This is a genomic window from Flavobacterium covae, assembly GCF_001534645.1.
Classification (GTDB): domain Bacteria; phylum Bacteroidota; class Bacteroidia; order Flavobacteriales; family Flavobacteriaceae; genus Flavobacterium; species Flavobacterium covae.
Genome location: NZ_CP013992.1, coordinates 1,482,738 through 1,506,011 on the forward strand (window position 1 = coordinate 1,482,738; position 23,274 = coordinate 1,506,011).

The following is a 23,274-nucleotide window of genomic DNA, read 5'->3' on the forward strand; positions in this document are numbered from 1 at the left end:
TAATGAACTACAAAGCTATTAATTTTTTATCGTTTGATTCCTTCTAGTTGAAACAAAAACGAAAATTCTTTTGCTATTTCTTTTAAAGCTTCAAATCTGCCTGAAGCTCCACCATGTCCTGTATCCATATTTGTGTCTAAAAATAATAATTTTTTGTCAGTTTTAGAAGCTCTTAACTTAGCAACCCATTTAGCAGGTTCCCAATATTGAACTTGTGAATCATGTAAACCTGTTGTTACTAACATATTGGGATATTCTTTTGCTTCTACATTATCATAAGGCGAATAGGATTTCATGTAATCATAATATTCTTTATGATTTGGATTACCCCATTCATCATATTCTCCTGTGGTTAATGGAATCGAATCATCTAACATAGTTGTTACGACATCTACAAATGGTACTGCAGAAATAATTCCGTTATACAACTCAGGATTCATGTTTATAATTGCTCCCATCAATAAACCGCCTGCTGATCCTCCTTCTGCATATAAATGTTGAGCTGAAGTATATTTATTTTCAATTAAAAACTTAGAACAATCTATAAAATCGGTAAAAGTATTTTTCTTTTTTAGTAATTTACCTTCTTCATACCAAGGACGACCTAAATCTTCTCCTCCTCGAATATGAGCAATTGCATAAATAAATCCACGGTCTAAAAGGCTCAAACGGGTGGTTGAAAAAGTACAATCCATAGAATAACCATACGAACCGTAGGCATATTGCAACAAAGGTCTTTGTGCATTAAGTTCAATTCCTTTTTTGTATACTAATGAAATAGGTACTTTTACACCATCTCGAGCTGTTGCCCATACTCGGTTTTCTTCGTAATTATCTTTAACAAACGCACCTCCTAAAACTTCTTGTTCTTTTTTGATTTCTTTTTCTTGTGTACGCATGTTGAAATCTATAATTGAAGAAGGTGTTTTTAGTGATTGATACCCATAACGAAGAATTTCTGTATCAAAATCAACATTCGTAGATGTATAAGCTGTATAAGTTTCACTTTCAAAAGGAAGATAATATGCTTCTGCTCCACTCCATGGTATGATTCGTAATTGGGTTAACCCATTAGAACGCTCTTCAACTACCAAATAATCTTTAAAAATTTCAATATCTTCTAATAAAACATCTTCACGGTGTGGTAAAACATCTACCCAATTTTCCTTTGAAGTAGTTGTTTCAGAAGTTTTCATTAGTTTAAAATTAGTGGCATTATCTTTATTTGTTAATATATAAAAGTTGTCACCAAAATGTGAAATTGTATATTCTAAACCTCGGGTTCGTTTTTGGAAAATCAAGAAAGATTCATCTGGTGTATCAGCATTCAAATACTGATATTCAGTGGTCATGGTACTTTGAGAACCAATTACTAAATATTTTTTTGATTTTTCTTTGTAGATGTACACACTAAAAGTTTCATCTTTTTCTTCGAAAACTAATATATCTTCTGAAACATCTGTTCCTATTTTATGTTTATACACTTTATTTGAACGAAGTGTTACTGGATCTTTAGTAGTGTAAAAGATGGTTTTATTATCATTGGCCCAAATTGACGCTCCTGTACAATTTTCTATTTTATCAGTGAGGATTTCACCCGTTTCTAAGTTTTTAATTTGAATCGTGTATATACGACGACTTACTGTATCTGTACCAAAAGTAGCAAACTTATTATTTGGGCTTACACTTACTCCTCCTAATTGAAAGTATGCTAAGTTTTTTGCCATTTCGTTACAGTTAAACAAAATTTCTTCTGGAGCTTCTAAACTTTCTTTTTTACGGGAATAAATAGGATAATCCCCCCCTTTTTCAAAACGCGTAATATACCAATATCCATTATATAGATAAGGTACAGATGATTCGTCTTCTTTTATACGCGCTTTCATTTCTTGAAATAATTCTTTTTGAAAATCCTTCGTATGCGCAGTCATTTGCTGATAGTATGTGTTCTCAGCATTCAAATAATCAATTACGTCTTGATTTTCTCGATCATTTAACCAATAATAATTATCTATACGTACATCATTATGTATTTCTAATTTTTGTGGTATAATCTTAGCCACAGGAGGTATAAAGGTATCTGACATTTTATTATTTTTTGAATTACAAATTTACACTTTCATAAATGAAATTAGTAAGTTTGCGGCTAAATTAAAACTAAAAAAATTATGTTTGGAGATATTATAGGCATGATGGGCAAATTAAAAGAAACCCAACAGAAAATTGAAGATACTAAAAAACGTTTAGATACTGTTTTAGTAGATGAAAAAAGTAGTGATGGATTATTGCATGTAACCTTAACTGCTAATCGCCAAATAAGGAGTATCACCATTGAGGATACTTTACTAGAGGATAAAGAGCAATTAGAAGATTACTTAGTAACCGTATTAAACAAAGCTATTGAAAAAGCAACAGCTGTAAACGAAGCTGAATTAGGTGCTGTTGCTAAAGATGGGATGCCTAATATTCCTGGAATGGATGGATTGTTTAAATAATTTTTTAAGAGCTAAAATATTTAAAAAAATATTATCCTAATAACTGCTCCAGAATGAGATTTTTTGAGAGCAGTTTTATATTAAAGAAGTAGTGATAAATAACATTCTATTTCATAAAAATTGTTTTGGTTCTGATTTTTACTAAAAGGCATATCATGTATATTTAAACTGAGAGCTTTAACTAATACTTTTTTCTTATAAAATGATATTAAATATGATTCTTTTTCAAAATGTAGTATACAAAATATTTTATATTTTTTAAAATTATCTATATTTGAATGAAAAGGAATATTAAAGATCTTAGTACTTTATGTAATAAAAATATTTATTATAATTCTTTTTAAACACAAAAGAAATGATATAATTTTAACAATATTATCATCTATAGTTTATGCGCTGGACATTAAAAGCTAAGCCAAATCAAGAAAAAATACAAGCCTTACAAGATGCTCTTCAAGTGGATCTTATAATCTCTACTCTATTAATACAAAGAGGAATAGAGACATTTGATGAAGCTAAAAAGTTTTTTAGACCATCTTTATCTGATTTGCATGATCCTTATCTCATGAAAGATATGGATAAAGCGGTAGATAGAATTGAAAAGGCTATTTCAAGTCGTGAAAATATCTTAGTTTTTGGTGATTATGACGTAGATGGTACAACTGCTGTATCCTTAGTTTCCTCTTATTTAAAAAGTTTTTATCCTAATGTGGCTACTTACATTCCTGATCGTTATACAGAAGGATACGGCGTTTCTTTCAAAGGAATTGATTTTGCTGAGGATCATGATTTTACTTTAATTATTGCTTTAGACTGCGGTATTAAATCTGTAGACCATGTAAAATATGCTTCTCAAAAAGGAATTGATTTTATTATTTGCGATCATCACAGACCTGGATCTGTTTTACCAGACGCTGTAGCTATATTAGATCCTAAAAGAGAAGATTGTTTTTATCCTTATAAGGAATTATGTGGTTGTGGAGTAGGCTTCAAATTAATACAAGCATTAGCCTCTAAAAGAAATCAAACAATTCAAGAATTAATTCCTTATTTAGATTTAGTAGCTACGGCTATAGGAGCTGATATAGTACCTATAACGGGAGAAAACAGAGTTTTAGCTAAATTTGGATTAGAAGTAATTAATACGTCACCTAGACCAGGAATACAAGCTTTAATATTAAATTTAAAGAAAAAACAGCTAACCATTTCAGATGTGGTATTTGTTATAGCACCACGAATAAATGCAGCAGGAAGGATAAAACATGGAAATTATGCAGTATCATTATTAACAGAATTTGATTTATTACAAGCCTCTCAATGTGCCGCTGATATTGAAATTTTTAATTCAGATAGAAAAGATCTAGACAAACAAATAACAGAAGAAGCTCTCGAACAAATCATAGAAAACCAAGAAATAAATCGTTTTTCTACCGTAGTTTATCAAGAAAACTGGCATAAAGGAGTTATAGGAATCGTAGCTTCTCGTTTAGTAGAAAATTACTATCGTCCAACTATTGTTTTTACAAAAAGTGGCGATAAATTAGCTGCATCTGCTCGTTCTGTAAAAGATTTTGATATTTATAATGCCCTTGAATCCTGTGCGGAACATTTAGAACAATTCGGAGGACACATGTATGCTGCAGGTATGACACTAAAAGAAGAAAATTATATTCCTTTCAAAAAAGCATTCGAACAAACAGTAAAAGAATCTATCCATCCTGATTTATTGACACCAGAAATCAGTATAGATGCAGAAATCCAGTTAGAAGATATTACACCTAAATTAATGCGTATTTTAAAACAATTTGAACCTTTTGGACCAGAAAATATGCCCCCTATTTTTATATCAAAATCAATACATGATACAGGTTATGGCAAAACAGTAGGTCAAAACGAAGAACACCTCCGTCTTTTTGTAAAGCAAAATATGAGTGCTAGCTATAGCGCGATAGGATTTGGTATTGGAAAAAAACAAATCCTTACGTCTAATTTACGAAGATTTGATGCAGTATATTCCATTGAAGAAAATGAATGGAATGGAAACATTTCACTACAACTTAGATTGAGAGATATAAGATGATAAAAATAGTATATTTTAAATTTCAATTTAAGTTATTCAACAGACAACTAAAAGAGTTTGGAATTTCACCTCAATTAACATATACTCTTTTAATAGTAGGGTTTGGACTCATATCTAATTATTTGTTTAAAATAACAACCTATTCTCCTTTAATCTATTTGCTTTTTAGTTTTAACATTTACTTGTCTGAAAAACAAAAAATATTATACCATTAAATCACTTGAAAACGGTATTCTTAATTTCGTTATATTATTCTTATTGTTCTTAAAAGAATACTATTTAGAATCTTTATTTGTACTATTGCGTATAAAAACATCTGGCTAGATGTAATTTGATAAAAAGTAAAACGATTAAATAACAATAAAGTGTCAAAAATAAAACATAAAGATCCTTATTCATCATTAAGAATTGAAGAATTTAGATGGTTTTTAGCTATGCGATTAGCAGTTGTACTGGCTTGGTCTATGCAATTCATAATTATAGAATGGGAAGTATATAGGATTACCCAAGATCCATGGTCATTAGGGTTAATAGGTTTGATGGAAGTAATTCCAGCTATTGCTTTAGCATTATTTGCTGGGCATATAGTAGATAAAAATGAAAAGCGAAAAATGTTGATAAGGTGTTATATTACTTTATTTGTACTTTCATTTGTTTTAACAAATCTAGTCAATCCATTTTATTCCTCTTTTTTTACAGGTAAAGAGGTCCTTTATAGTATATACGTATTGGTTTTTTTAGGAGGTATAGCCCGAGTTTTTATTTTTCCTTCGGTGTTTAGCTTATTGGGTTTAATAGTACCTCATTCAGAAAAATCAAATGCTGCCGCTTGGAGTAGTTCCACTTGCAAATTTCAGCTACTATAGGTCCTGCATTAGCGGGTTTTCTAATAAGTTGGATGAGTGTTTTTGGGGCTATGTGTATGGTACTAGTGTTTGTGTTAGTAGGATTATTTGCTCTTTTCCAAATTACACCTAAACCCGTTTTAAACACACAAAAGACAGAATCAATATATGAAAGTCTAAAGGAAGGATTGTTTTTTGTTTTTAATAATAAGACTATCTTAAACGCTATATCATTAGATATGTTTGCTGTTCTTTTTGGTGGTGCAGTAGCATTGTTACCAGTTTTTGCAACAGATATTTTAAAAGTCGGTTCTGAAGGTTTTGGTATTTTAAGAGCAGCACCTGCTATAGGCGGATTAATAACAATGTTAGTGGCAACACATCTTGATCTTAATCATAAGGCCGGTAAAAAACTATTATGGGCTGTTTTTGGTTTTGGTATTTGTATTATTATGTTTGGTTTATCTACAAATTTTTGGATTTCAGTTCTGGCTTTATTTTTAAGTGGTGTTACTGATGGAATTTCGGTAGTAATTCGATCTACTATACTCCAACTTTATACACCTGATAATATGCGTGGAAGAGTTTCCTCTGTTAACTCTATATTTGTAGGTTCATCTAATGAATTAGGTGCTTTTGAGAGTGGGTTTACTTCAAAACTTATGGGTACTGTAAATGCTGTCCTTTTTGGAGGAATCATGACACTGATAGTAGTAGGCAGCATGACTATAGCTTCACCAAAATTCAGAAGCTTAAATATTGACAAATAAAAATATTTATTGTTTTCCCCTAACTATATATAATAAACTTAAAATAAAGTGAGATGTAAGCTAACTTCTCTTCGTTTAAATATACTTTCAAACTTCATTAATAAAAAGGTAAGTATTATTTTTCAGTGATTAATTTGATCTCTGAACGATATATGTATATCTTAATTAATATTAATACCATTTAAACTTAAAATATACTGGATTAAAAAGTAAAGTTCTCGATATGTTTTTTTTATTTTAAAACAACTCAAACAAACGGTTGAGTATATAATTGAAATCATCATTAGTTAGAGCGCGAAGCGCATCGAGAACCAACACTCATTTTTATTGCTTTTAATAGGCACATTCATAATTACCCAAACACTTGCATATCAACAAAATAAGTGTTATTTTAGAAGAAACAAACCCCGAAATTGCTCAAAAAGAGTCAAAAACGGGGTTTTTCTTTAAATGCTATGCCAAAAATAATACGTTTAAGCGAATTTCAATACCAAATTCCATTTTTTACTATCAATAAAGATTTTGATGGTTTTTACGCCCAATTTTTAAAAACAGATTTGGGTAAAATTTATCTTTCGATGCCTTTTTCAGAGCTTGCTCAAGCCTTCAAACTGAAAGATTCTCAAAAAGGGACTCATTGTTATTTTAGTCCTAAAGGCAAAATTGCTCTGATGATGCTTAAAAACTACTACGGTTGTTCGGATAAAAAGTTGATTGAACTTCTCAATGGAAATATCTTTATGCAATTTTTTTGTGATATTCTGATTCCGATTGATAAACCTTTGAAAAACTTTAAAATCGTGAGTCAAATCAGAATGGAGCTATCCAAGACTTTAACCATTGGCAAAGCTCAAGAAGTACTAGCTAAGAACTGGATTCCTTATATGGGAGATTTAGATAAAATGCTTACGGATGCTACTTGTTACGAGAGTGAAGTGCGCTTTCCTACGAACCAGAAATTGCTTTGGGAGTGTGTACAGTGGAATTATAAGCAAATGGAAGCTTTGTGTCATTTGTTTAAAATAAAACTACCAAGAACTAAATATTTAGATTGGTGTAAGCGATACAATCAATATTCAAAAAAGAGAAAAAAACAATCAAAACATCGCACAAAAGTTACCCGAGGTTTACTTAAATTATTATACAAACTCAATGGCGAACTTAGCCGTATTGAAGCACAAAATCCGTTTGAAGCCACTACAAAATATAGCAAACAGCGCCTGATTATCAAACAAGTATACAAACAACAAATTCAGATATTTAAAACTGGTAAAAGTGTTCCAGACAGGATTGTAAGTATTAGCAAAAGTTATATCCGCCCAATTGTTCGCGGGAAAGAAGTAAAGCAAGTTGAATTTGGAGCCAAAGTAAACAAAATTCAAATCGATGGCATTAACTTCATCGAACACATTCAATATCGAGCTTTCAACGAAGGAACTCGTCTGCAAAGCAGTGTTTTTTGCGCTCAGAATTTAACTAAAACAAAAGTAAAAATACTTGGAGCCGATGCCATTTATGCTACCAATAAAAATCGAACCTTCACGTCTACCAATACTATCCAAACCGATTTTGTACGTAAAGGAAAAGCTGGAAAAAATGAAGAACAACGCAAAATTTTAGCGCAACACATCAAGAAAGAACGAGCTACTCGACTAGAAGGAAGTTTTGGCAAGGAGAAGGAACATTACCATCTCAAGAAAATCAAAGCCAAAACCCAAAAAAGTGAGATCCTTTGGATTTTCTTTGGCATTCACACAGCCAATGCATTAGAAATAGGGAGACGGATTTATCTACAACAGCAAACTTTAGTAGCATAAAAAAAATGTAAGACCAGCATCATAGGGGAACGTGCGTCGTGTTGCGACCCAAAAACCTATTTTTAAACATTTGAATCCTTTAAAAAACAAAAATGACCCAAATTTGTAAATCAAAATGGGTCATTGTTTTATTTTTTTACAAAAGTGAGGTTACTTCTGAATGTGCCTTAATAGGATAGTGTCTAAATCAACATGCAATTTGTCTTTCCTGCGTAAGGAGGAATCTCATAATCAATATTATGTTATTTCTCCCTTTGGTAGAAATAACAAGATTGTGAACTTTTTGGACAGTCTCAAGGTTAAAAAAATAGTGTTATGAGAGAAATTTCAAAGTTTAAATGGTATACCCCTAAATCATGTGTTTTATTTTGTAATGAAAGAATATACACGGATTTTTTTTAGACTTAATATTTCTAATGTGTAATTTGGGTTAAATCCTATTTTTTATATATTGAAATTACCTGTTTTTTTCAGAATAAAATTTCTTTAAGAATGTTTTTATTATTCTTGTTTTTTTATTCAATTACTCCACTTTCTAATATTTTAAATTTTTTATTTACACAATCTATCTCTGCTTCTACACCAAAGGGAATAGTAAAGGTTGGACAAGTATGACCAAAGTCCATTTGAGTTATTACAGGTAGATCCGTTAGTTTTTCTTCAAGCAATATTTTTTTTATTTCATTATCATACTCGCTTACAAACTCATTATGATAAGGTCTCCCTACAATAATCCCTTTTAAAGCTTTAAGAATACCTAGTTCTGCATAGTTTCTTAATGAATATCTTATATATTCAGGTCTCGGCATAACTTCTGAAGTTTCTAGAAATAAAATAGCATTTTCAAATTTATCTAATTCCGGCCAATAAACAGTTCCTTTAAGTCTTTCTAGTACTTCTAGGCATCCACCAATTAATTTTCCTCTTACTATCCCTTTCCCTTGTAAAAAATTCCAGCCTAAATTTTGTTCTAACTTTCTTTTAGTGTGTAATAAAGATTGATCAAACCATTCAAGTCGTTCTGAAGTCCAACCTTCTTTATTTGGTAAAATTTCTCCTATTGGATTTTTACTAAATAATGTTTTTTTTAAATCATCTATTTGATATTGATGCATTCCTCCATTTTCTGCAAAACCCACTAAAGTTGAAGTTCCGTAAAATGATGATAAACCTGCTTTTAAACATAAAAAATGTATGATTGTAGAATCTGAAAAACCAATAAAGATTTTTGGATTGTTTTTTATTATTTCAATATCTATGTATCGCAAAATACGAATACTATCTTCTCCTCCTATATTGGAAATAATAGCTTTAATAGAGGTATCTTTAAAAGCTTCCATTAAATCATTTGCTCTTTCTTGTGGATTTTCATAAATCCATTTTGCTGGTTTTAGAGCATTTTTTGTTTCAACAACCTCTAAACCAAATACTTCTTGAATTTGTCTTTTACCTTGTTCATATCTATATGGAATCTCTCCTGCTCCTCCCCAAGAAAGTGAAATAGTAGCTACTTTATCTCCTTTTTTAAGTAATTTTGGTTTAATTAAGTTCATTTTATAAAGGTTTATGTAAAATATTTTCAAATAGACTTTGGAGATAAGTATTTTTTACTCATAAAACTAAAATAATACAAACTATTAGTGTTTAAAATTAGATTCCACATTAGAAATTTATTACAGATAAAAAGTACTTTACGTCTATAAAAACATTCCATTTTTGTTCTCAATATTATAAAATAAAGTTTTGGTAAAAAATTTCTGTTATTTTTATGTACTTTGTTCTTTCTTCTTCATCACAAAATCTAACACATAATTTAATTTTAAATTAATTTCCTTAAATAATAAAACAAATAAGAAAATGTTTAAAGTAGCTCTATACGTATTTTTATTTTGGTAAAATAGCTTCTTTTTGGAATTTAATTCCATCCCAACCAAATGCAATAAAATTCCGTATATTTTGATGATCTTCTGCCTCTGGGGTTGCTATTACATCCTGATAAAATTTACCAAAAAGTTTTAACGTTTGTTCTTTAGATAATTTATGTAAAAGAGAAAAAGAAAATATTTTACAAGAACCATTATTTTCTCCTGCTTGATTTATCTGATTTCCATTTTTAAAAAGCGTAGGTACAAACTCATAATTTGCATCAATATGCGCAATAACCTCTTCAAAGGTAATATTTTCTTCTTTTATTATTTTTTGAATTAAAAGATCCATTAATTTTTATTTTTTGATTGAGTCAAAGATAAAAAAGCTATCCGAAAAAGTTACAATCTTATCATCTTAACCAGAAGAAAAAATCACATGATGCTGATAATGTAACTTCTCCTACCGTCGAAGTAACAGACTAAACATTGAGTTTTAACTTTTCAGACACCTTCGGAATTTAATTAATACATATATTAACAATCAGCCATATTTACGGCAACTGCCAATCCTCCTTCTGAGGTTTCTTTATATTTATTATTCATATCTTTAGCTGTTTCCCACATGGTATTTACCACTTTATCCAATGGTACTTTTGCATTTTTAGGATCCGTTTCTAGTGCTAGTTCAACTGCGTTAATAGCCTTAATAGCTCCCATTGTATTACGCTCTATACAAGGAATTTGCACAAGACCACCAATAGGATCACAAGTAAGTCCTAAATGATGTTCCATGGCAATTTCTGCTGCCATTAAAACTTGTTCTGGTGTCCCTCCCATTACTTCACACAAAGCACCCGCCGCCATAGCTGATGAAACCCCTATCTCTGCTTGACATCCTCCCATAGCCGCTGAGATGGTGGCTCCTTTTTTGAAAATAGAACCAATTTCGCCTGCTACCATCAAAAATTGTTTGATTTGTTCTTCATTAGCTTGATGATTTTCTATGACCATATAGTACATTAACACGGCTGGTATTACCCCAGAACTCCCATTAGTAGGTGCTGTAACAACTCTACCTAATGAGGCATTAACCTCATTAACTGCTAGTGCAAAACAAGATACCCATTTAAGTATTTGTCTAAATTTCACTTCGGTTTTACGTATTGTTTCTAACCACTCTTGTGGCGAATTATAATGCGCTAGACCGATTAAATTTTGATGTATATCAAATGCTCTCCTTCTTACATTCAATCCACCTGGTAAGATTCCTTCTGTATGACAGCCTATATACATACATTCTAGCATGGTGTTCCATACTCTTAATAGTTCATTATGAATTTGATCTTCTGTACGAATTGATTTTTCATTATCATAAACTATTTCTGATATTTTTCTATTTTGTTGCTGGCAATAATTTAATAATTCAGTTGCGTAATTTATGGGATATGGAAATGCCTTTTTTACTTCTTCTTTTTCTTTTGCAGATACTCTTTCTTCTTTTACAACAAATCCTCCTCCTATTGAATAAAATGTTGATTCATACTTTTCATTCTCATAAAATGCAGTAAAAGTTAATCCGTTGGCATGAAAAGGCAAAAAGTTTTTATTAAATACAATATCTATTTTGGGATTAAATTTTACAACAAATTCATTAGCTAATTTTAATTCATTAGAATCGTTAATATGATGAATGATTCCGTCAATATCTTGCACTGGAATATACTCTGGATCTTGTCCACTAAGCCCCAACATTACGGCCAAATCCGTTGCATGACCTACTCCTGTCAATGAAAGAGATCCATATAAGTCTACCTGTACTTTATTTGTTTTATTTAGAATGTTTGCTTCTTTAATTTCATTTAAAAATCGTTCAGCTGCACGCCAAGGACCTAGAGTATGCGAACTTGAAGGCCCTACTCCTATTTTTAACATATCAAATACTGAAATACACTCTTCCATAATTTTTTATTTTAGCGTACAAAGATAAGGTTCCTATTGCTTACAAAAAAGCGTTAATTTTTTAAAAAATATAAATAGAGATATCATTTTATCAATTACTTTTGTCCTAAAAAAACAAAGCAATGATCAAACATATTAGAATTCAAGAATATAAAGCTTTAATTTACAGAATATTACTAGTATATGCTTTTTACTCCTTCGTTCGAATTCTTTTTACTCTTTTTAATCTAAAATTTTTAAAAATAGACTCTTTAGGTCAATTTTTAAAATTAGCGTTTCATGGATTAACTTTTGATACTACTGCTATATTATACGTAAATTCTCTTTTCATATTACTTTCTATATTTCCTTTATGGATTAATACACGCAAAGGTTATCAAACAGTACTGTTATATGTATACTTCATTACTAATCTAATAGCCTACGCAACTAATTTTATTGACTTTATTTACTATAAATATATTTATTCAAGAACCACTATTGCTATTTTAGATATAGCTAAACATGAATCTAATAAAGGAAATATGTTTTTTAGATTTATTGTAAGCTATTGGTATGTTTATCTACTCTTTTTTATAACGGCTTTTGTCTGGATTAAATTATACAAGTTAGTTAAAGTTCAAGAAGAAAAAATTGAACATAATTGGAAATATTTTTTAACTTCAAAAATTGGAGTTATTATTATTTTAGTTTTATCAATAGGTGGAATACGAGGTGATTTTAAAAAAAGTACTCGTCCTATTAACCTCATAGATGCCAATCAATATGTTACAAAACCACAACATGCAGATATAGTTTTAAATACCCCTTTTGCATTAATTCGAACATTTCGCACAACAACATTTCAAAAAGTTAATTATACAATCAACGATTCTGTTTTAAAAAATCAAATACAACCCATTAAACAATACCGTAACTACCCTCTCACAAAACCTAATATTGTTGTATTTATAACAGAAAGTTTTGGACGAGAATATTGGGGATGTATGAATAAAAATACGACCATCCCTGGTTTTAAGAGTTATACTCCTTTTTTAGATGAATTAGCTAAAGAAAGTTTAATCTTTACAAATGCCTATGCTAATGGAAGCAAATCTATTCACGGAATGTCATCAGTTATTGCTGGTATCCCATCCTTTAGAGATGCCTTTACCTCTTCTCCTTACCCTAATCAAAAAATTCAATCTTTGGTTTCTTGTTTAAAAGAACTGGGTTACGATACTTCTTTTTTTCATGGAGCTCCTAATGGATCTATGGGATTCATGGGATTTGGAAATATTTTAGGTTTTGATCATTATTATGGAAAAACAGAATTTAATGACGATACACAACACGATGGTGTATGGGGAATTTGGGACGAACCTTTTATGCAATTCATGAAAAAAACATTAGATCAAAAGAAAACGCCTTTTTTTAGCACAATATTTACAGTATCATCGCACGAACCGTATATAGTACCTAAAAAATACGAAGGTAAATTCCCAAAAGGAACAAGCCCAATGCACCAATGTGTAGGATATACAGATTATGCTTTCAAACGTTTTTTTGAAGAAGCTAAAAAACAACCTTGGTTTAAAAATACAATATTTATTATAACCGCTGATCATACGAACCTTACAGCATATCCTGAATACGACAAAATTGTAAATAGGCAAGCCGTACCCATTCTTATTTACAAACCCGACAGGAGCTTAAAAGGTGAAAACAGTGATCTTGCACAACAAATAGATATTTACCCTACTCTATTAGATATGATTGGCTACTCAAAACCCTTTAGAAGCTGGGGAAGAAGTTTAGTAAATAAAACAGACATAATGCCTTTTGCAATAAATTTTAACGGTAATAGTTATCAATTACAAAGAGGGAATTATATTTGTACTTTTGATGGTAATCAAGACATTCATTTTTACGATAAAAATGATAAAGCATTAGAAAAAGAACTTAGTCTAAAGCCTAACCAGGAAATGCTGGAAACAGCAGAAATTTGTAAAGCATTAATTAAAGACTATTTTGATAGAATTATAGACAAAAAATTAGCTCAATAATGAACAAGAAAATAATATTATTCATAGCAATATTAGGAAGTGTCATAGGTGGTAAATACGTATATGATATGCACCTAAATCATAACTTTGAAACCATTACAGAAGGAAAAGTATACAAAAGCGGGGTTATACCACCAGATGAAATAGAAGATTACGTGAAAAAGTACAAAATAAAATCAATTGTAGACTTGCGCTTCCCTGGAACTGCTGATTTAGAAAATAACCCAGAAGTCCCTTCTGAATTAACGGCTGAAAAGCAAGCTATTGCAAAAATACCAGGTCTTAATTATTTTAACAATGGTTCTGACCAAGTACCTACAGAACAAAATTTAGAAACATTTTATAAAATTATGGATAATCCTAATAATTATCCTGTCTTAATTCATTGTTATCATGGTGTAGGCAGAGCCGAATTATACTCAGCTCTTTACAGAATAGAATATGAAAATTGGAATAAAGACAAAGCGCGTACTTCTACTAGAATATTAACCAAATATTCTTCTTTTGATTTAGGAAAACCAAAAGGTGATTTCCTTCACAATTATAAAAAACGAAACGAAACAAAATAGTTTTACTATAAATTTTATTTAAACTCGAGTTATAGAACTCGAGTTTTTTTATAGTTCCAAAATAGATCTTGACTAAACTTATGTTATATTTTTTACTTTATCTCTTTTATGCTTCTAATTTTCATCACAAAATTGACCATTTAGTTTAGAACTCTTTAGAAATATTATAAAAACTCAAACAAAACCTCTATATATGCAAAACCCAAAACAGTAATTAGCTGCTTTGGGTTTTTATTATTATAGGTAAACTAAAAATTTATTAAGATAAAGCCACTTTTACTTGATCGGCTGCTTCTTGAAATTGAACTGCTGATAAAATTGGCATACCTGAATTATCAATTAATTCTTTTGCTATTTCAGCATTCGTTCCTTGTAAACGCACAATAATAGGAACATTAATAGCATCTCCCATGTTTTTATAAGCATCTACTACTCCCTGTGCTACACGATCACAACGAACAATACCACCAAAAATATTAATTAGGATTGCTTTTACATTTGGATCTTTTAATATAATACGGAAAGCTGTTTCTACACGTTTAGCATCTGCTGTACCTCCTACATCTAAGAAGTTTGCTGGTTCATAACCTGCATACTTAATTAAGTCCATAGTAGCCATAGCTAAACCTGCACCATTTACCATACAACCTACAGTACCATCTAAATCTACATAGTTTAAACCTGCTTCTTTAGCTTCTACTTCAATTGGGCGTTCTTCTGTAATATCGCGCATTTCAGCTAAATCTGCATGACGGTATAACGCATTGTCGTCTAAAGATACTTTTGCATCTACAGCCATAATTTTATTGTCTGAAGTCTTTAAAACAGGATTGATTTCAAACATAGAGGAATCAGATCCAACGTATGCTTTGTATAAAGCATCAACGAATTTCACCATTTCTTTGAATGCTTCACCTGATAATCCTAAGTTAAAAGCAATTTTTCTAGCTTGAAAACCTTGTAGACCAACAGCCGGATCTATTTCTTCTGTAAAGATTTTATCTGGTGTGTGCTCTGCTACTTCTTCAATATCCATACCTCCTTCAGTAGAATACATGATCATATTACGACCTGTTCCTCTGTTTAATAATACAGACATATAAAACTCTTTTGTTTCACTTTCGCCTGGGTAGTATACATCTTCTGCCACTAAAACTTTATGAACTCTTTTTCCTGTTGGAGGTGTCTGAGGAGTTATCAAATCCATTCCAATGATTTGACCTGCTAATTCTTTAACCTGATCTAAGTTTTTAGCCAACTTAACACCACCACCTTTACCACGACCACCAGCATGTATTTGTGCCTTAATCACATGCCATCCTGTACCTGTTTCATCTGTAAGTTGTTTTGCCTTAGCAACCGCTTCTTCAGCATTGTTTGCTACATAACCACGCTGAACACGTACTCCGTAGCTTGCTAATATCTGTTTCCCTTGATATTCGTGTAAATTCATAATATTTCTTTTGACTTTTATAAAGTGGCACAAAAATAATAATTTTCAAAAGAAAAATATAATTCAATCTAACTTTTATTTAAAGTAATGAAATAATATTATTACTTGTTTTCTATTTTTTAAACCCTTTCAGATTTAAAGCAATCCCCTAACCTAAAATGTTACATAAAAAACATTTTGTTGTAATTTTATTTTAAATCTTTATTTTTTTTTCAGTCAAAAAAGAACTTTTTATTTTTATCAAAATTTTAAAAATGGAAGAAACTAATTTATTACAAATCGAACAGTTATACGGAGCTCCCGTATATATTTATCACGCAGAAAAAATTGAAAATCAATATAACCGATTAAACAATGCTTTCAGTAAGGTTCAAAAACTTCAAATAAATTATGCAGTTAAGGCGTTATCTAATCTTTCTATTTTAAAACTATTTAATAATCTAAACTCAGGGTTAGACACTGTTTCTTTACAAGAAGTACAACTTGGTTTATTAGCAGGCTTTACCCCTGACAAAATAATTTTCACACCCAATGGCGTTTCTTTACAAGAAATAGAAACTGCCTCTGAATTAGGGGTTCAGATCAATATTGATAATTTATCTATTTTAGAACAATTTGGCAATAAACACCCTAATACTCCTGTATGTATACGTATAAATCCTCATATCATGGCTGGAGGAAATGCCAATATTTCAGTTGGACATATTGACAGCAAATTTGGTATATCCATACATCAGCTTCCTCATATCTTACGAATTGTTAAAAATACGGGCATGCACATTAACGGATTACACATGCACACAGGTTCCGATATTTTGGATATTGAAGTTTTCTTAGAAGCAACCGAAATATTATTTAAAATAGCCAAAAACTTCACTCTATTAGATTTTATAGACTTTGGAAGCGGTTTTAAAGTATCTTACAAAAAAGGAGATATTGAAACTGACATTGAAGAGTTAGGTAAAAAATTAAGCAAACGATTTAATCATTTTGAAAAAGAATACGGAAGAAAATTAACCTTGATGTTTGAACCAGGCAAATTTTTAGTTAGCGAAGCTGGATTTTTTTTAACAAAAGTAAATGTAGTCAAACAAACTACTTCTACCGTTTTTGCGGGAGTTGACTCTGGTTTCAATCATCTAATACGCCCAATGTTATACGGATCTGAGCATCAAATTATAAATATTTCAAATTCTAAAGGAAAAGAACGTTTCTACACCGTAGTAGGATACATTTGCGAAACAGACACTTTTGCCACCAACAAAAAGATAGCAGAAATTAAGGAAGGTGATATTCTGGCTTTTAAAAATGCAGGTGCTTATGGATTTTCAATGGCATCTAACTACAATTCCCGTTTTAAACCTGCCGAGGTATTATGGAAAGATCAAAAAGCGCATCTTATACGCCAACATGAAACCCTAGAGGATTTAACAAGAAATCAAATTTTAGTTGACTTTTAAATTCAATAACAAACTAATACCATTTTAACTTTGAATTTTCTTTTTAAAAATGACATCTACAAAAGCAATAAAAATGAGTGTTGGTTTTCGATACGTTTCCCGCTCGAACTAACGATGATTTCAATTATATTACTCAACCGTCTGTTCGAGTTGTTTTTTAAAATAAAAAACATATTGAGAATTTTATTTTTTAATCCAATTATAGTTTAAGTTCAAATGACATAATTTCTATTAATTTTCCATAACAACCAAGGAAGAGGTAAAAAGTAATAACTTAATATGTAGTTTATCACTTATCTTATCATCGAAGTAACACTATCAGTATTGTAATTTACTTCATCTGTTCATTTTTTCAACCCAAATTATGCCTTAGTCACATTTTTTTACTTCAACTATAGTTTTAGCACATTGAAGAGAAAAAATAAAGTATTTTCTTAGATTTAAAGTCTTTTATCTGCAATAAATTCCTAACGCATAATCTGGGTTCAAATCTCTTTTTTGTTGATTGTAGTAATTTTAAAAAACTCTAACTTCAATAGTTTTTAACAACCTCTAAGTAATACTTCTCATTTTTTGATTATTTTCGCACAAAAAAATATGTACAAAATTTTAGCAAAAGTAAACAAGATTATCTTACCTAGTTTCAGTAAACAACAGTTAGACCCTAGTAAAGCCAAAAAATGGCAATTAGCAATATTAGCTTACCGCTATTATATAACAACTAGAGCTCTTACTAATAAGTAACCGCGGAAAATATTGGTTTTCCTTCTAATTTCTTACGACCCTTCAAAAAAGTCAATTCAATAAGAAAATTACATTGAACCACTTCTCCTCCAAGCTTTTCTACCAATTCACACACCGCCTTAGCAGTTCCTCCTGTTGCTAAAACGTCGTCGTGAATTAATACTTTTTCTCCTTTTTGAATAGCATCTATGTGCATTTCCAAAACATCTTCTCCATATTCTAGTTCATAACTAGCCGAAATAGTCTTATAAGGGAGTTTATTTTTCTTTCTTACAGGAATAAAACCCACATTTAATTCCTGAGCTAACAACATTCCGAAGAAAAAACCTCTTGATTCTATTCCTACTACCTTGTCAATTTTAGTATTTTTTAACTCTGACAAAAGTTTTTCTATAACTTCATGCCTTGCGGGAGGATTTAACAACAACGGAGTTATATCTTTAAACAAAATACCTTCTTTAGGAAAGTCCTGAATATCACGAAAATACTGATCTAAACTCATTTTTTATTAATTTTATTTTGCAAGATAAAGAAATTTTTCTACATTTGCACCCGCAATCGAGTTGTTATGCAAACAAAATGATTGAAAAATGGCCTCGTGGCGCAACTGAATAGCGCATCTGATTACGGCTCAGAAGGTTACAGGTTTGAATCCTGTCGAGGTCACAAAAATACAATAAAATTATAATGGCCTCGTGGCGCAACTGAATAGCGCATCTGATTACGGCTCAGAAGGTTACAGGTTTGAATCCTGTCGAGGTCACAAAAATACAACAAATTATAACGGCCTCGTGGCGCAACTGAATAGCGCATCTGATTACGGCTCAGAAGGTTACAGGTTTGAATCCTGTCGAGGTCACAAAGCTCACAACAGTGGGCTTTTTTTATACCTTTTATTTTTAACTATAGTTTAAATCTAATTATTACAAAATTCTTTAACAAATTTTAAAAAATTATTACATCTCTTATTTAATCCAAAAAAACTACCTTTGTGTTTTGCTTAATATATATGCAACATACAGAGGAAACTATTGAAATTATAGGTGCTCGCGCGCACAACCTAAAAAATATTGATATCACCATACCTCGTGAAAAACTAGTTGTTATTACAGGTTTATCGGGTTCTGGAAAATCTTCATTAGCATTCGACACTATTTATGCTGAAGGACAACGACGTTATATCGAAACTTTTTCAGCCTACGCTCGTCAGTTTTTAGGCGGACTAGAGCGTCCTGATGTAGACAAAATTGATGGCCTTTCTCCTGTAATTGCTATTGAACAAAAAACAACAAGCAAAAGCCCACGTTCTACTGTTGGGACTATTACCGAAATTTACGATTTTCTTCGTTTGCTTTTTGCTCGTGCTGGAGACGCTTATAGTTATAATACTGGCGAAAAAATGGTTTCATATTCTGATGAACAAATCAAAGAGTTGATTCTCCAAAATTTCGACAAAAAGAGAATCAATATTTTAGCTCCCGTTATTCGTGCTCGTAAAGGACATTATGCTGAGTTATTTCAACAAATAGCCAAACAAGGCTTCTTAAAAGTACGTGTCAACGGACAGGTACAAGACATTGTAACAGGAATGAAATTAGATCGTTACAAAACCCATGATATTGAAATCGTTATTGATCGTTTAGCTGTAGACAAATCCTCAGATAGCGAAACGCGATTAATGGAAAGCATTAAAACAGCCATGTATCATGGAGAAAATGTGCTCATCATTTTAGACCAAGATTCAGGAGAAATCAGATATTTTAGTAGAAACTTAATGTGTCCTTCTACTGGAATTTCATATCAAAATCCAGAACCTAATTTATTTTCTTTCAACTCGCCTAAAGGAGCTTGTGATCATTGTAATGGATTAGGAACTATAAATGAGATTAATCTAAAAAAAATTATTCCAGATCCCAAAATATCCATCAAAAGTGGAGGAATTATAGCACTAGGCGAATATAAATCCACTTGGATTTTCAAACAACTAGAAACTATAGGTGAAAAATTTGGTTTTAAACTAACTGACCCAATTGAAACCATTTCTTCGGAAGCCATGAATATGATTTTAAATGGGGGCAATGAAAAATTTAGTATTACTTCAAAAACAGCAGGTGTAACAAAAGAATACAAAATTGAATTTGAAGGAATTGCTAATTTTATTAAAAATCAGCACGACGAAACAGAGTCTACCTCTATAAAACGCTGGGCTAAAGACTTTATGGACGAAGTAAGCTGCCCTGAATGCCATGGCTCTCGATTAAGAAAGGAAGCATTATACTTTAAAATTAATAATAAAAATATCCAAGATTTATCCAATACAGATATAATTGACCTAAGCAAATGGTTTAACCAATTAGAAGATTATCTAACTGAAAAACAAAAAATAATTGCTTCAGAAATAGTAAAAGAAATTAAAGTTCGTTTACAATTCTTAGTAGATGTAGGACTAAACTACCTCTCTTTGAGTAGAAGTTCTAAATCTCTTTCTGGTGGTGAAGCACAACGCATTCGTTTGGCTACACAAATTGGATCACAACTAGTAGGCGTATTATATATTTTAGATGAACCGAGTATAGGTTTGCACCAAAGAGATAATGAAAAACTAATTCACTCCTTAGAGCAATTACGTGACATTGGCAACTCCGTTTTAGTTGTAGAACACGATAAAGACATGATTGAAAGGGCTGATCACGTAATAGACATAGGTCCTAAAGCTGGACGTTATGGAGGGCAAATTATTAGCCAAGGAACCCCTCAAAATTTATTAAAAGAAAATACAATTACGGCTCAATTCATGAGTGGTAAAATGAAAATAGAAGTTCCTGAAAAACGTCGTGAAGGAAATGGTAAAAAAATCAAACTTACAGGTGCAACGGGCAATAATTTAAAAAACGTTTCTGTAGATTTTCCATTGGGTAAACTAATTTGTGTAACAGGTGTTTCTGGATCGGGCAAATCAACTCTAATTAATGAAACCCTCTACCCTATCCTTAACCACCATTTTTTTAATGCAGTAAAAAAACCACAACCTTATAAAAAGATTGAAGGTTTAGAACATATTGACAAAGTAATTGATATAGATCAAAGCCCAATAGGTCGTACTCCTAGATCAAACCCTGCTACTTATACTGATGTTTTTTCAGAAATTAGATCTTTATACACACAAACCCCAGAAGCACAAATAAGAGGATACAAGCCTGGACGTTTTAGTTTTAATGTGGCTGGTGGACGCTGTGAAACCTGTGAAGGAAGTGGAGTTCGTACTATTGAAATGAGTTTTTTACCTGATGTATATGTAGAATGCGAAACATGTCAAGGAAAACGTTTTAATAGAGAAACCCTAGAAATTCGTTATAAAGGTAAATCTATTTCAGACGTATTGGATATGACTGTAGATGAAGCTGTTGATTTCTTTGAAAACATACCAAAAATCTACCGAAAAATTAAAACAATTCAAGATGTAGGATTGGGATATATTACATTAGGACAACAAAGTACAACCCTATCAGGAGGCGAAGCTCAACGGATTAAATTAGCTACAGAACTTTCAAAAAAAGACACAGGAAATACTTTTTATATAATGGATGAACCTACTACAGGTTTGCATTTTGAGGACATTCGTGTGTTAATGGAAGTTATTCATAAATTAGTTAATAAAGGCAATACTGTTTTAATTATAGAACACAATCTAGATGTAATAAAACTAGCTGATTATATAATAGATGTAGGATATGAAGGCGGAAAAGGTGGAGGTGAAATTATTGCAAAAGGAACCCCAGAAGAAATAATTAAAAATAAAAAAAGTTATACCGCACAATTTTTGAAAAAAGAATTATCTTAGTCGGCTGATTTTTAAAAAAATTATACTAATAATAACCGAGTCAAGCCTAAAGACTCTCAACAATAAGAAGATGAAAGAAATATTTTCAAATGAAGACGAAAGAATCCAAGACAAACTAAAACAAAAAACTTGGAACGAGATACGCTCAAACGATTCTTGGGCTATTTTTAAAATTATGTCTGAATTCGTAAATGGTTACGAAACAATGGCTCGTATAGGACCTTGTGTATCTATTTTTGGTTCAGCAAGAACAAAACCCGAGGATAAATATTATCAATTAGCGGAAAGAATTGCTTATAAAATCACCAAAGCAGGATATGGCGTTATTACGGGTGGTGGTCCTGGTATTATGGAAGCAGGTAATAAAGGAGCACATCGTGGTGAAGGAATATCAGTAGGTTTAAATATTGAACTTCCTTTTGAACAACATTACAATCCTTATATTGATAAAGATAAAAATTTAAATTTTGATTATTTCTTTGTTCGCAAGGTAATGTTTGTAAAATATTCTCAAGGGTTTGTTGTAATGCCTGGCGGATTTGGCACTTTAGATGAACTTTTTGAAGCTATTACATTAATTCAGACAAAAAAAATAGGTCGTTTCCCTATTATTCTTGTTGGAACAGAATTCTGGAGCGGGTTACTTGACTGGATTAAAAATGTTATGATAGACAAGCAAAAAAATGCGAATCCTGAAGATATGAACTTAATAAAAATTGTAGATACAGAAGATGAAGTTGTAGAAGCTTTAGATAATTTTTACAAGAAGTATAATTTATCACCTAACTTTTAATTAAAACCTTTTTAAGGTATCTTATAATACCAAAGAAGTTGTGCAAAAAGCTACAATCTTCTCATTTCGAACATAGGAAGGAATTGCATAATGCTAAAAATGTGATTTCTCCTATCGTTGAAGTGACGAACTAGACATTGAGTTTTAACTTTTTCAGATACTCTTTTTTATAAATAATACCATTTCAACTTTAAAAATACTGTAAAAAGCTTTTATATAAAATTCATAGCCTGTTATTGATTTAATTCATTCTCATCTGTTTTAATCAATTCTTCCATTTTTTGCTTTAAGTCGGCTAGAGTATCATAAATTTTCATTGAAATTTTATCTTTCATCCATTGTTAGATTTTTTCAGTAGGGTTTAGTTCTGGACAATATGGAGGAATTTGTAATCAGAAATATGTTCTCAGGAATTATACCATTTAAACTTAAAATATACTGGATTAAAAAAATAAAGTTCTCGATACACTTTTTTTCATTTTAAAAACAACTCGAACAAACGGTTGAATATATAATTGAAATCATCGTTAGTTCT

General features: G+C 31.0%; 15 protein-coding genes, 3 tRNA genes and 1 pseudogene. 13 read left to right on the plus strand and 6 right to left on the minus strand.

Going from position 1 to position 23,274, the window contains the following annotated elements; genetic code table 11:
- Positions 1-26: 26 nt before the first annotated feature.
- Positions 27-2,087, minus strand: a complete 2,061-nt coding sequence (locus AWN65_RS06635; protein WP_060382451.1) for a S9 family peptidase — start codon at positions 2,085-2,087, stop codon at positions 27-29.
- Positions 2,088-2,168: 81 nt separating this feature from the next.
- Between AWN65_RS06635 and AWN65_RS06640 the strand changes: the two genes are divergently transcribed.
- From AWN65_RS06640 to AWN65_RS15190, 4 genes and pseudogenes are all read left to right on the plus strand, one after another.
- Positions 2,169-2,495: a YbaB/EbfC family nucleoid-associated protein gene (locus AWN65_RS06640; protein ID WP_060382452.1), complete on the plus strand. Its 327-nt coding sequence runs from the start codon at positions 2,169-2,171 to the stop codon at positions 2,493-2,495.
- Between the two features lie 391 nt (positions 2,496-2,886).
- Positions 2,887-4,575: a single-stranded-DNA-specific exonuclease RecJ gene (gene recJ, locus AWN65_RS06645; protein ID WP_060382453.1), complete on the plus strand. Its 1,689-nt coding sequence runs from the start codon at positions 2,887-2,889 to the stop codon at positions 4,573-4,575.
- Between the two features lie 374 nt (positions 4,576-4,949).
- A pseudogene (locus AWN65_RS06655) lies at positions 4,950-6,190 on the plus strand (MFS transporter).
- Between the two features lie 455 nt (positions 6,191-6,645).
- Positions 6,646-8,007, plus strand: coding sequence for a hypothetical protein (locus AWN65_RS15190; protein WP_063744209.1), 1,362 nt, complete (start codon positions 6,646-6,648; stop codon positions 8,005-8,007).
- A 515-nt stretch (positions 8,008-8,522) separates the two neighbouring features.
- On the opposite strand, the gene AWN65_RS06665 is transcribed toward AWN65_RS15190, so the two are convergent.
- The 3 genes from AWN65_RS06665 to AWN65_RS06675 all read right to left on the minus strand — a co-directional run bounded on the left by AWN65_RS06665 (position 8,523) and on the right by AWN65_RS06675 (position 11,834).
- Positions 8,523-9,560 (minus strand): S66 family peptidase, encoded by a 1,038-nt coding sequence (locus AWN65_RS06665; protein ID WP_060382455.1) that lies wholly within the window; start codon positions 9,558-9,560, stop codon positions 8,523-8,525.
- 331 nt (positions 9,561-9,891) lie between these two features.
- Complete coding sequence (locus AWN65_RS06670; RefSeq protein WP_060382456.1) at positions 9,892-10,224, minus strand: HopJ type III effector protein; 333 nt, start codon at positions 10,222-10,224, stop codon at positions 9,892-9,894.
- Between the two features lie 185 nt (positions 10,225-10,409).
- On the minus strand, positions 10,410-11,834 hold the full coding sequence (locus AWN65_RS06675) for an L-serine ammonia-lyase (RefSeq protein ID WP_060382457.1): 1,425 nt from the start codon (positions 11,832-11,834) through the stop codon (positions 10,410-10,412).
- Between the two features lie 122 nt (positions 11,835-11,956).
- Here AWN65_RS06675 and AWN65_RS06680 point away from each other — a divergent pair, with 122 nt between their 5' ends.
- Both AWN65_RS06680 and AWN65_RS06685 read left to right on the plus strand, forming a co-directional pair.
- Complete coding sequence (locus AWN65_RS06680) at positions 11,957-13,879, plus strand: LTA synthase family protein (protein WP_060382458.1); 1,923 nt, start codon at positions 11,957-11,959, stop codon at positions 13,877-13,879.
- A complete protein-coding gene (locus tag AWN65_RS06685) occupies positions 13,879-14,448 on the plus strand; it encodes a dual specificity protein phosphatase family protein (protein WP_060382459.1) in 570 nt (189 codons plus the stop codon). The genes AWN65_RS06680 and AWN65_RS06685 overlap by 1 nt, the downstream gene beginning before the upstream one ends.
- Before the next feature lie 259 nt (positions 14,449-14,707).
- Here AWN65_RS06685 and sucC read toward each other — a convergent pair whose 3' ends face one another.
- Complete coding sequence (sucC, locus tag AWN65_RS06690; protein ID WP_014164319.1) at positions 14,708-15,901, minus strand: ADP-forming succinate--CoA ligase subunit beta; 1,194 nt, start codon at positions 15,899-15,901, stop codon at positions 14,708-14,710.
- A gap of 254 nt (positions 15,902-16,155) precedes the next feature.
- Between sucC and lysA the strand changes: the two genes are divergently transcribed.
- Complete coding sequence (gene lysA / locus AWN65_RS06695; protein ID WP_060382460.1) at positions 16,156-17,361, plus strand: diaminopimelate decarboxylase; 1,206 nt, start codon at positions 16,156-16,158, stop codon at positions 17,359-17,361.
- 597 nt (positions 17,362-17,958) lie between these two features.
- Positions 17,959-18,105, plus strand: a complete 147-nt coding sequence (locus tag AWN65_RS15195) for a hypothetical protein (protein ID WP_060382461.1) — start codon at positions 17,959-17,961, stop codon at positions 18,103-18,105.
- Here AWN65_RS15195 and AWN65_RS06705 read toward each other — a convergent pair.
- Positions 18,095-18,607 carry an adenine phosphoribosyltransferase gene (locus AWN65_RS06705; protein ID WP_060382462.1) on the minus strand — a complete coding sequence of 171 codons (513 nt, stop codon included), beginning with the start codon at positions 18,605-18,607 and terminating at the stop codon, positions 18,095-18,097. The two genes, AWN65_RS15195 and AWN65_RS06705, sit on opposite strands and share 11 nt — an antisense overlap.
- 90 nt (positions 18,608-18,697) lie before the next feature.
- On the opposite strand from AWN65_RS06705, the gene AWN65_RS06710 reads away from it, so the two are divergent.
- From AWN65_RS06710 to AWN65_RS06730, 5 genes are all read left to right on the plus strand, one after another.
- A tRNA-Arg gene (locus AWN65_RS06710) sits at positions 18,698-18,771 on the plus strand.
- Between the two features lie 23 nt (positions 18,772-18,794).
- Positions 18,795-18,868: transfer RNA gene (locus AWN65_RS06715), tRNA-Arg, on the plus strand.
- A gap of 22 nt (positions 18,869-18,890) precedes the next feature.
- Positions 18,891-18,964, plus strand: a tRNA-Arg gene (locus tag AWN65_RS06720).
- A gap of 150 nt (positions 18,965-19,114) precedes the next feature.
- On the plus strand, positions 19,115-21,946 hold the full coding sequence (gene uvrA / locus AWN65_RS06725) for an excinuclease ABC subunit UvrA (RefSeq protein ID WP_060382463.1): 2,832 nt from the start codon (positions 19,115-19,117) through the stop codon (positions 21,944-21,946).
- 70 nt (positions 21,947-22,016) lie between these two features.
- Positions 22,017-22,739, plus strand: a complete 723-nt coding sequence (locus tag AWN65_RS06730; protein ID WP_014164314.1) for an LOG family protein — start codon at positions 22,017-22,019, stop codon at positions 22,737-22,739.
- Positions 22,740-23,274 lie beyond the last annotated feature (535 nt).

Excerpts from the sequence above, each read along its gene's own strand:
- AWN65_RS06635 (WP_060382451.1), bottom strand. The coding sequence starts at position 2,087 with ATGTCAGATACCTTTATACCTCCTGTGGCTAAGATTATACCACAAAAA.
- AWN65_RS06640 (WP_060382452.1), top strand. The coding sequence starts at position 2,169 with ATGTTTGGAGATATTATAGGCATGATGGGCAAATTAAAAGAAACCCAA.
- recJ (WP_060382453.1), top strand. The coding sequence starts at position 2,887 with ATGCGCTGGACATTAAAAGCTAAGCCAAATCAAGAAAAAATACAAGCC.
- AWN65_RS15190 (WP_063744209.1), top strand. The coding sequence starts at position 6,646 with ATGCCAAAAATAATACGTTTAAGCGAATTTCAATACCAAATTCCATTT.
- AWN65_RS06665 (WP_060382455.1), bottom strand. The coding sequence starts at position 9,560 with ATGAACTTAATTAAACCAAAATTACTTAAAAAAGGAGATAAAGTAGCT.
- AWN65_RS06670 (WP_060382456.1), bottom strand. The coding sequence starts at position 10,224 with ATGGATCTTTTAATTCAAAAAATAATAAAAGAAGAAAATATTACCTTT.
- AWN65_RS06675 (WP_060382457.1), bottom strand. The coding sequence starts at position 11,834 with ATGGAAGAGTGTATTTCAGTATTTGATATGTTAAAAATAGGAGTAGGG.
- AWN65_RS06680 (WP_060382458.1), top strand. The coding sequence starts at position 11,957 with ATGATCAAACATATTAGAATTCAAGAATATAAAGCTTTAATTTACAGA.
- AWN65_RS06685 (WP_060382459.1), top strand. The coding sequence starts at position 13,879 with ATGAACAAGAAAATAATATTATTCATAGCAATATTAGGAAGTGTCATA.
- sucC (WP_014164319.1), bottom strand. The coding sequence starts at position 15,901 with ATGAATTTACACGAATATCAAGGGAAACAGATATTAGCAAGCTACGGA.
- lysA (WP_060382460.1), top strand. The coding sequence starts at position 16,156 with ATGGAAGAAACTAATTTATTACAAATCGAACAGTTATACGGAGCTCCC.
- AWN65_RS15195 (WP_060382461.1), top strand. The coding sequence starts at position 17,959 with ATGTACAAAATTTTAGCAAAAGTAAACAAGATTATCTTACCTAGTTTC.
- AWN65_RS06705 (WP_060382462.1), bottom strand. The coding sequence starts at position 18,607 with ATGAGTTTAGATCAGTATTTTCGTGATATTCAGGACTTTCCTAAAGAA.
- uvrA (WP_060382463.1), top strand. The coding sequence starts at position 19,115 with ATGCAACATACAGAGGAAACTATTGAAATTATAGGTGCTCGCGCGCAC.
- AWN65_RS06730 (WP_014164314.1), top strand. The coding sequence starts at position 22,017 with ATGAAAGAAATATTTTCAAATGAAGACGAAAGAATCCAAGACAAACTA.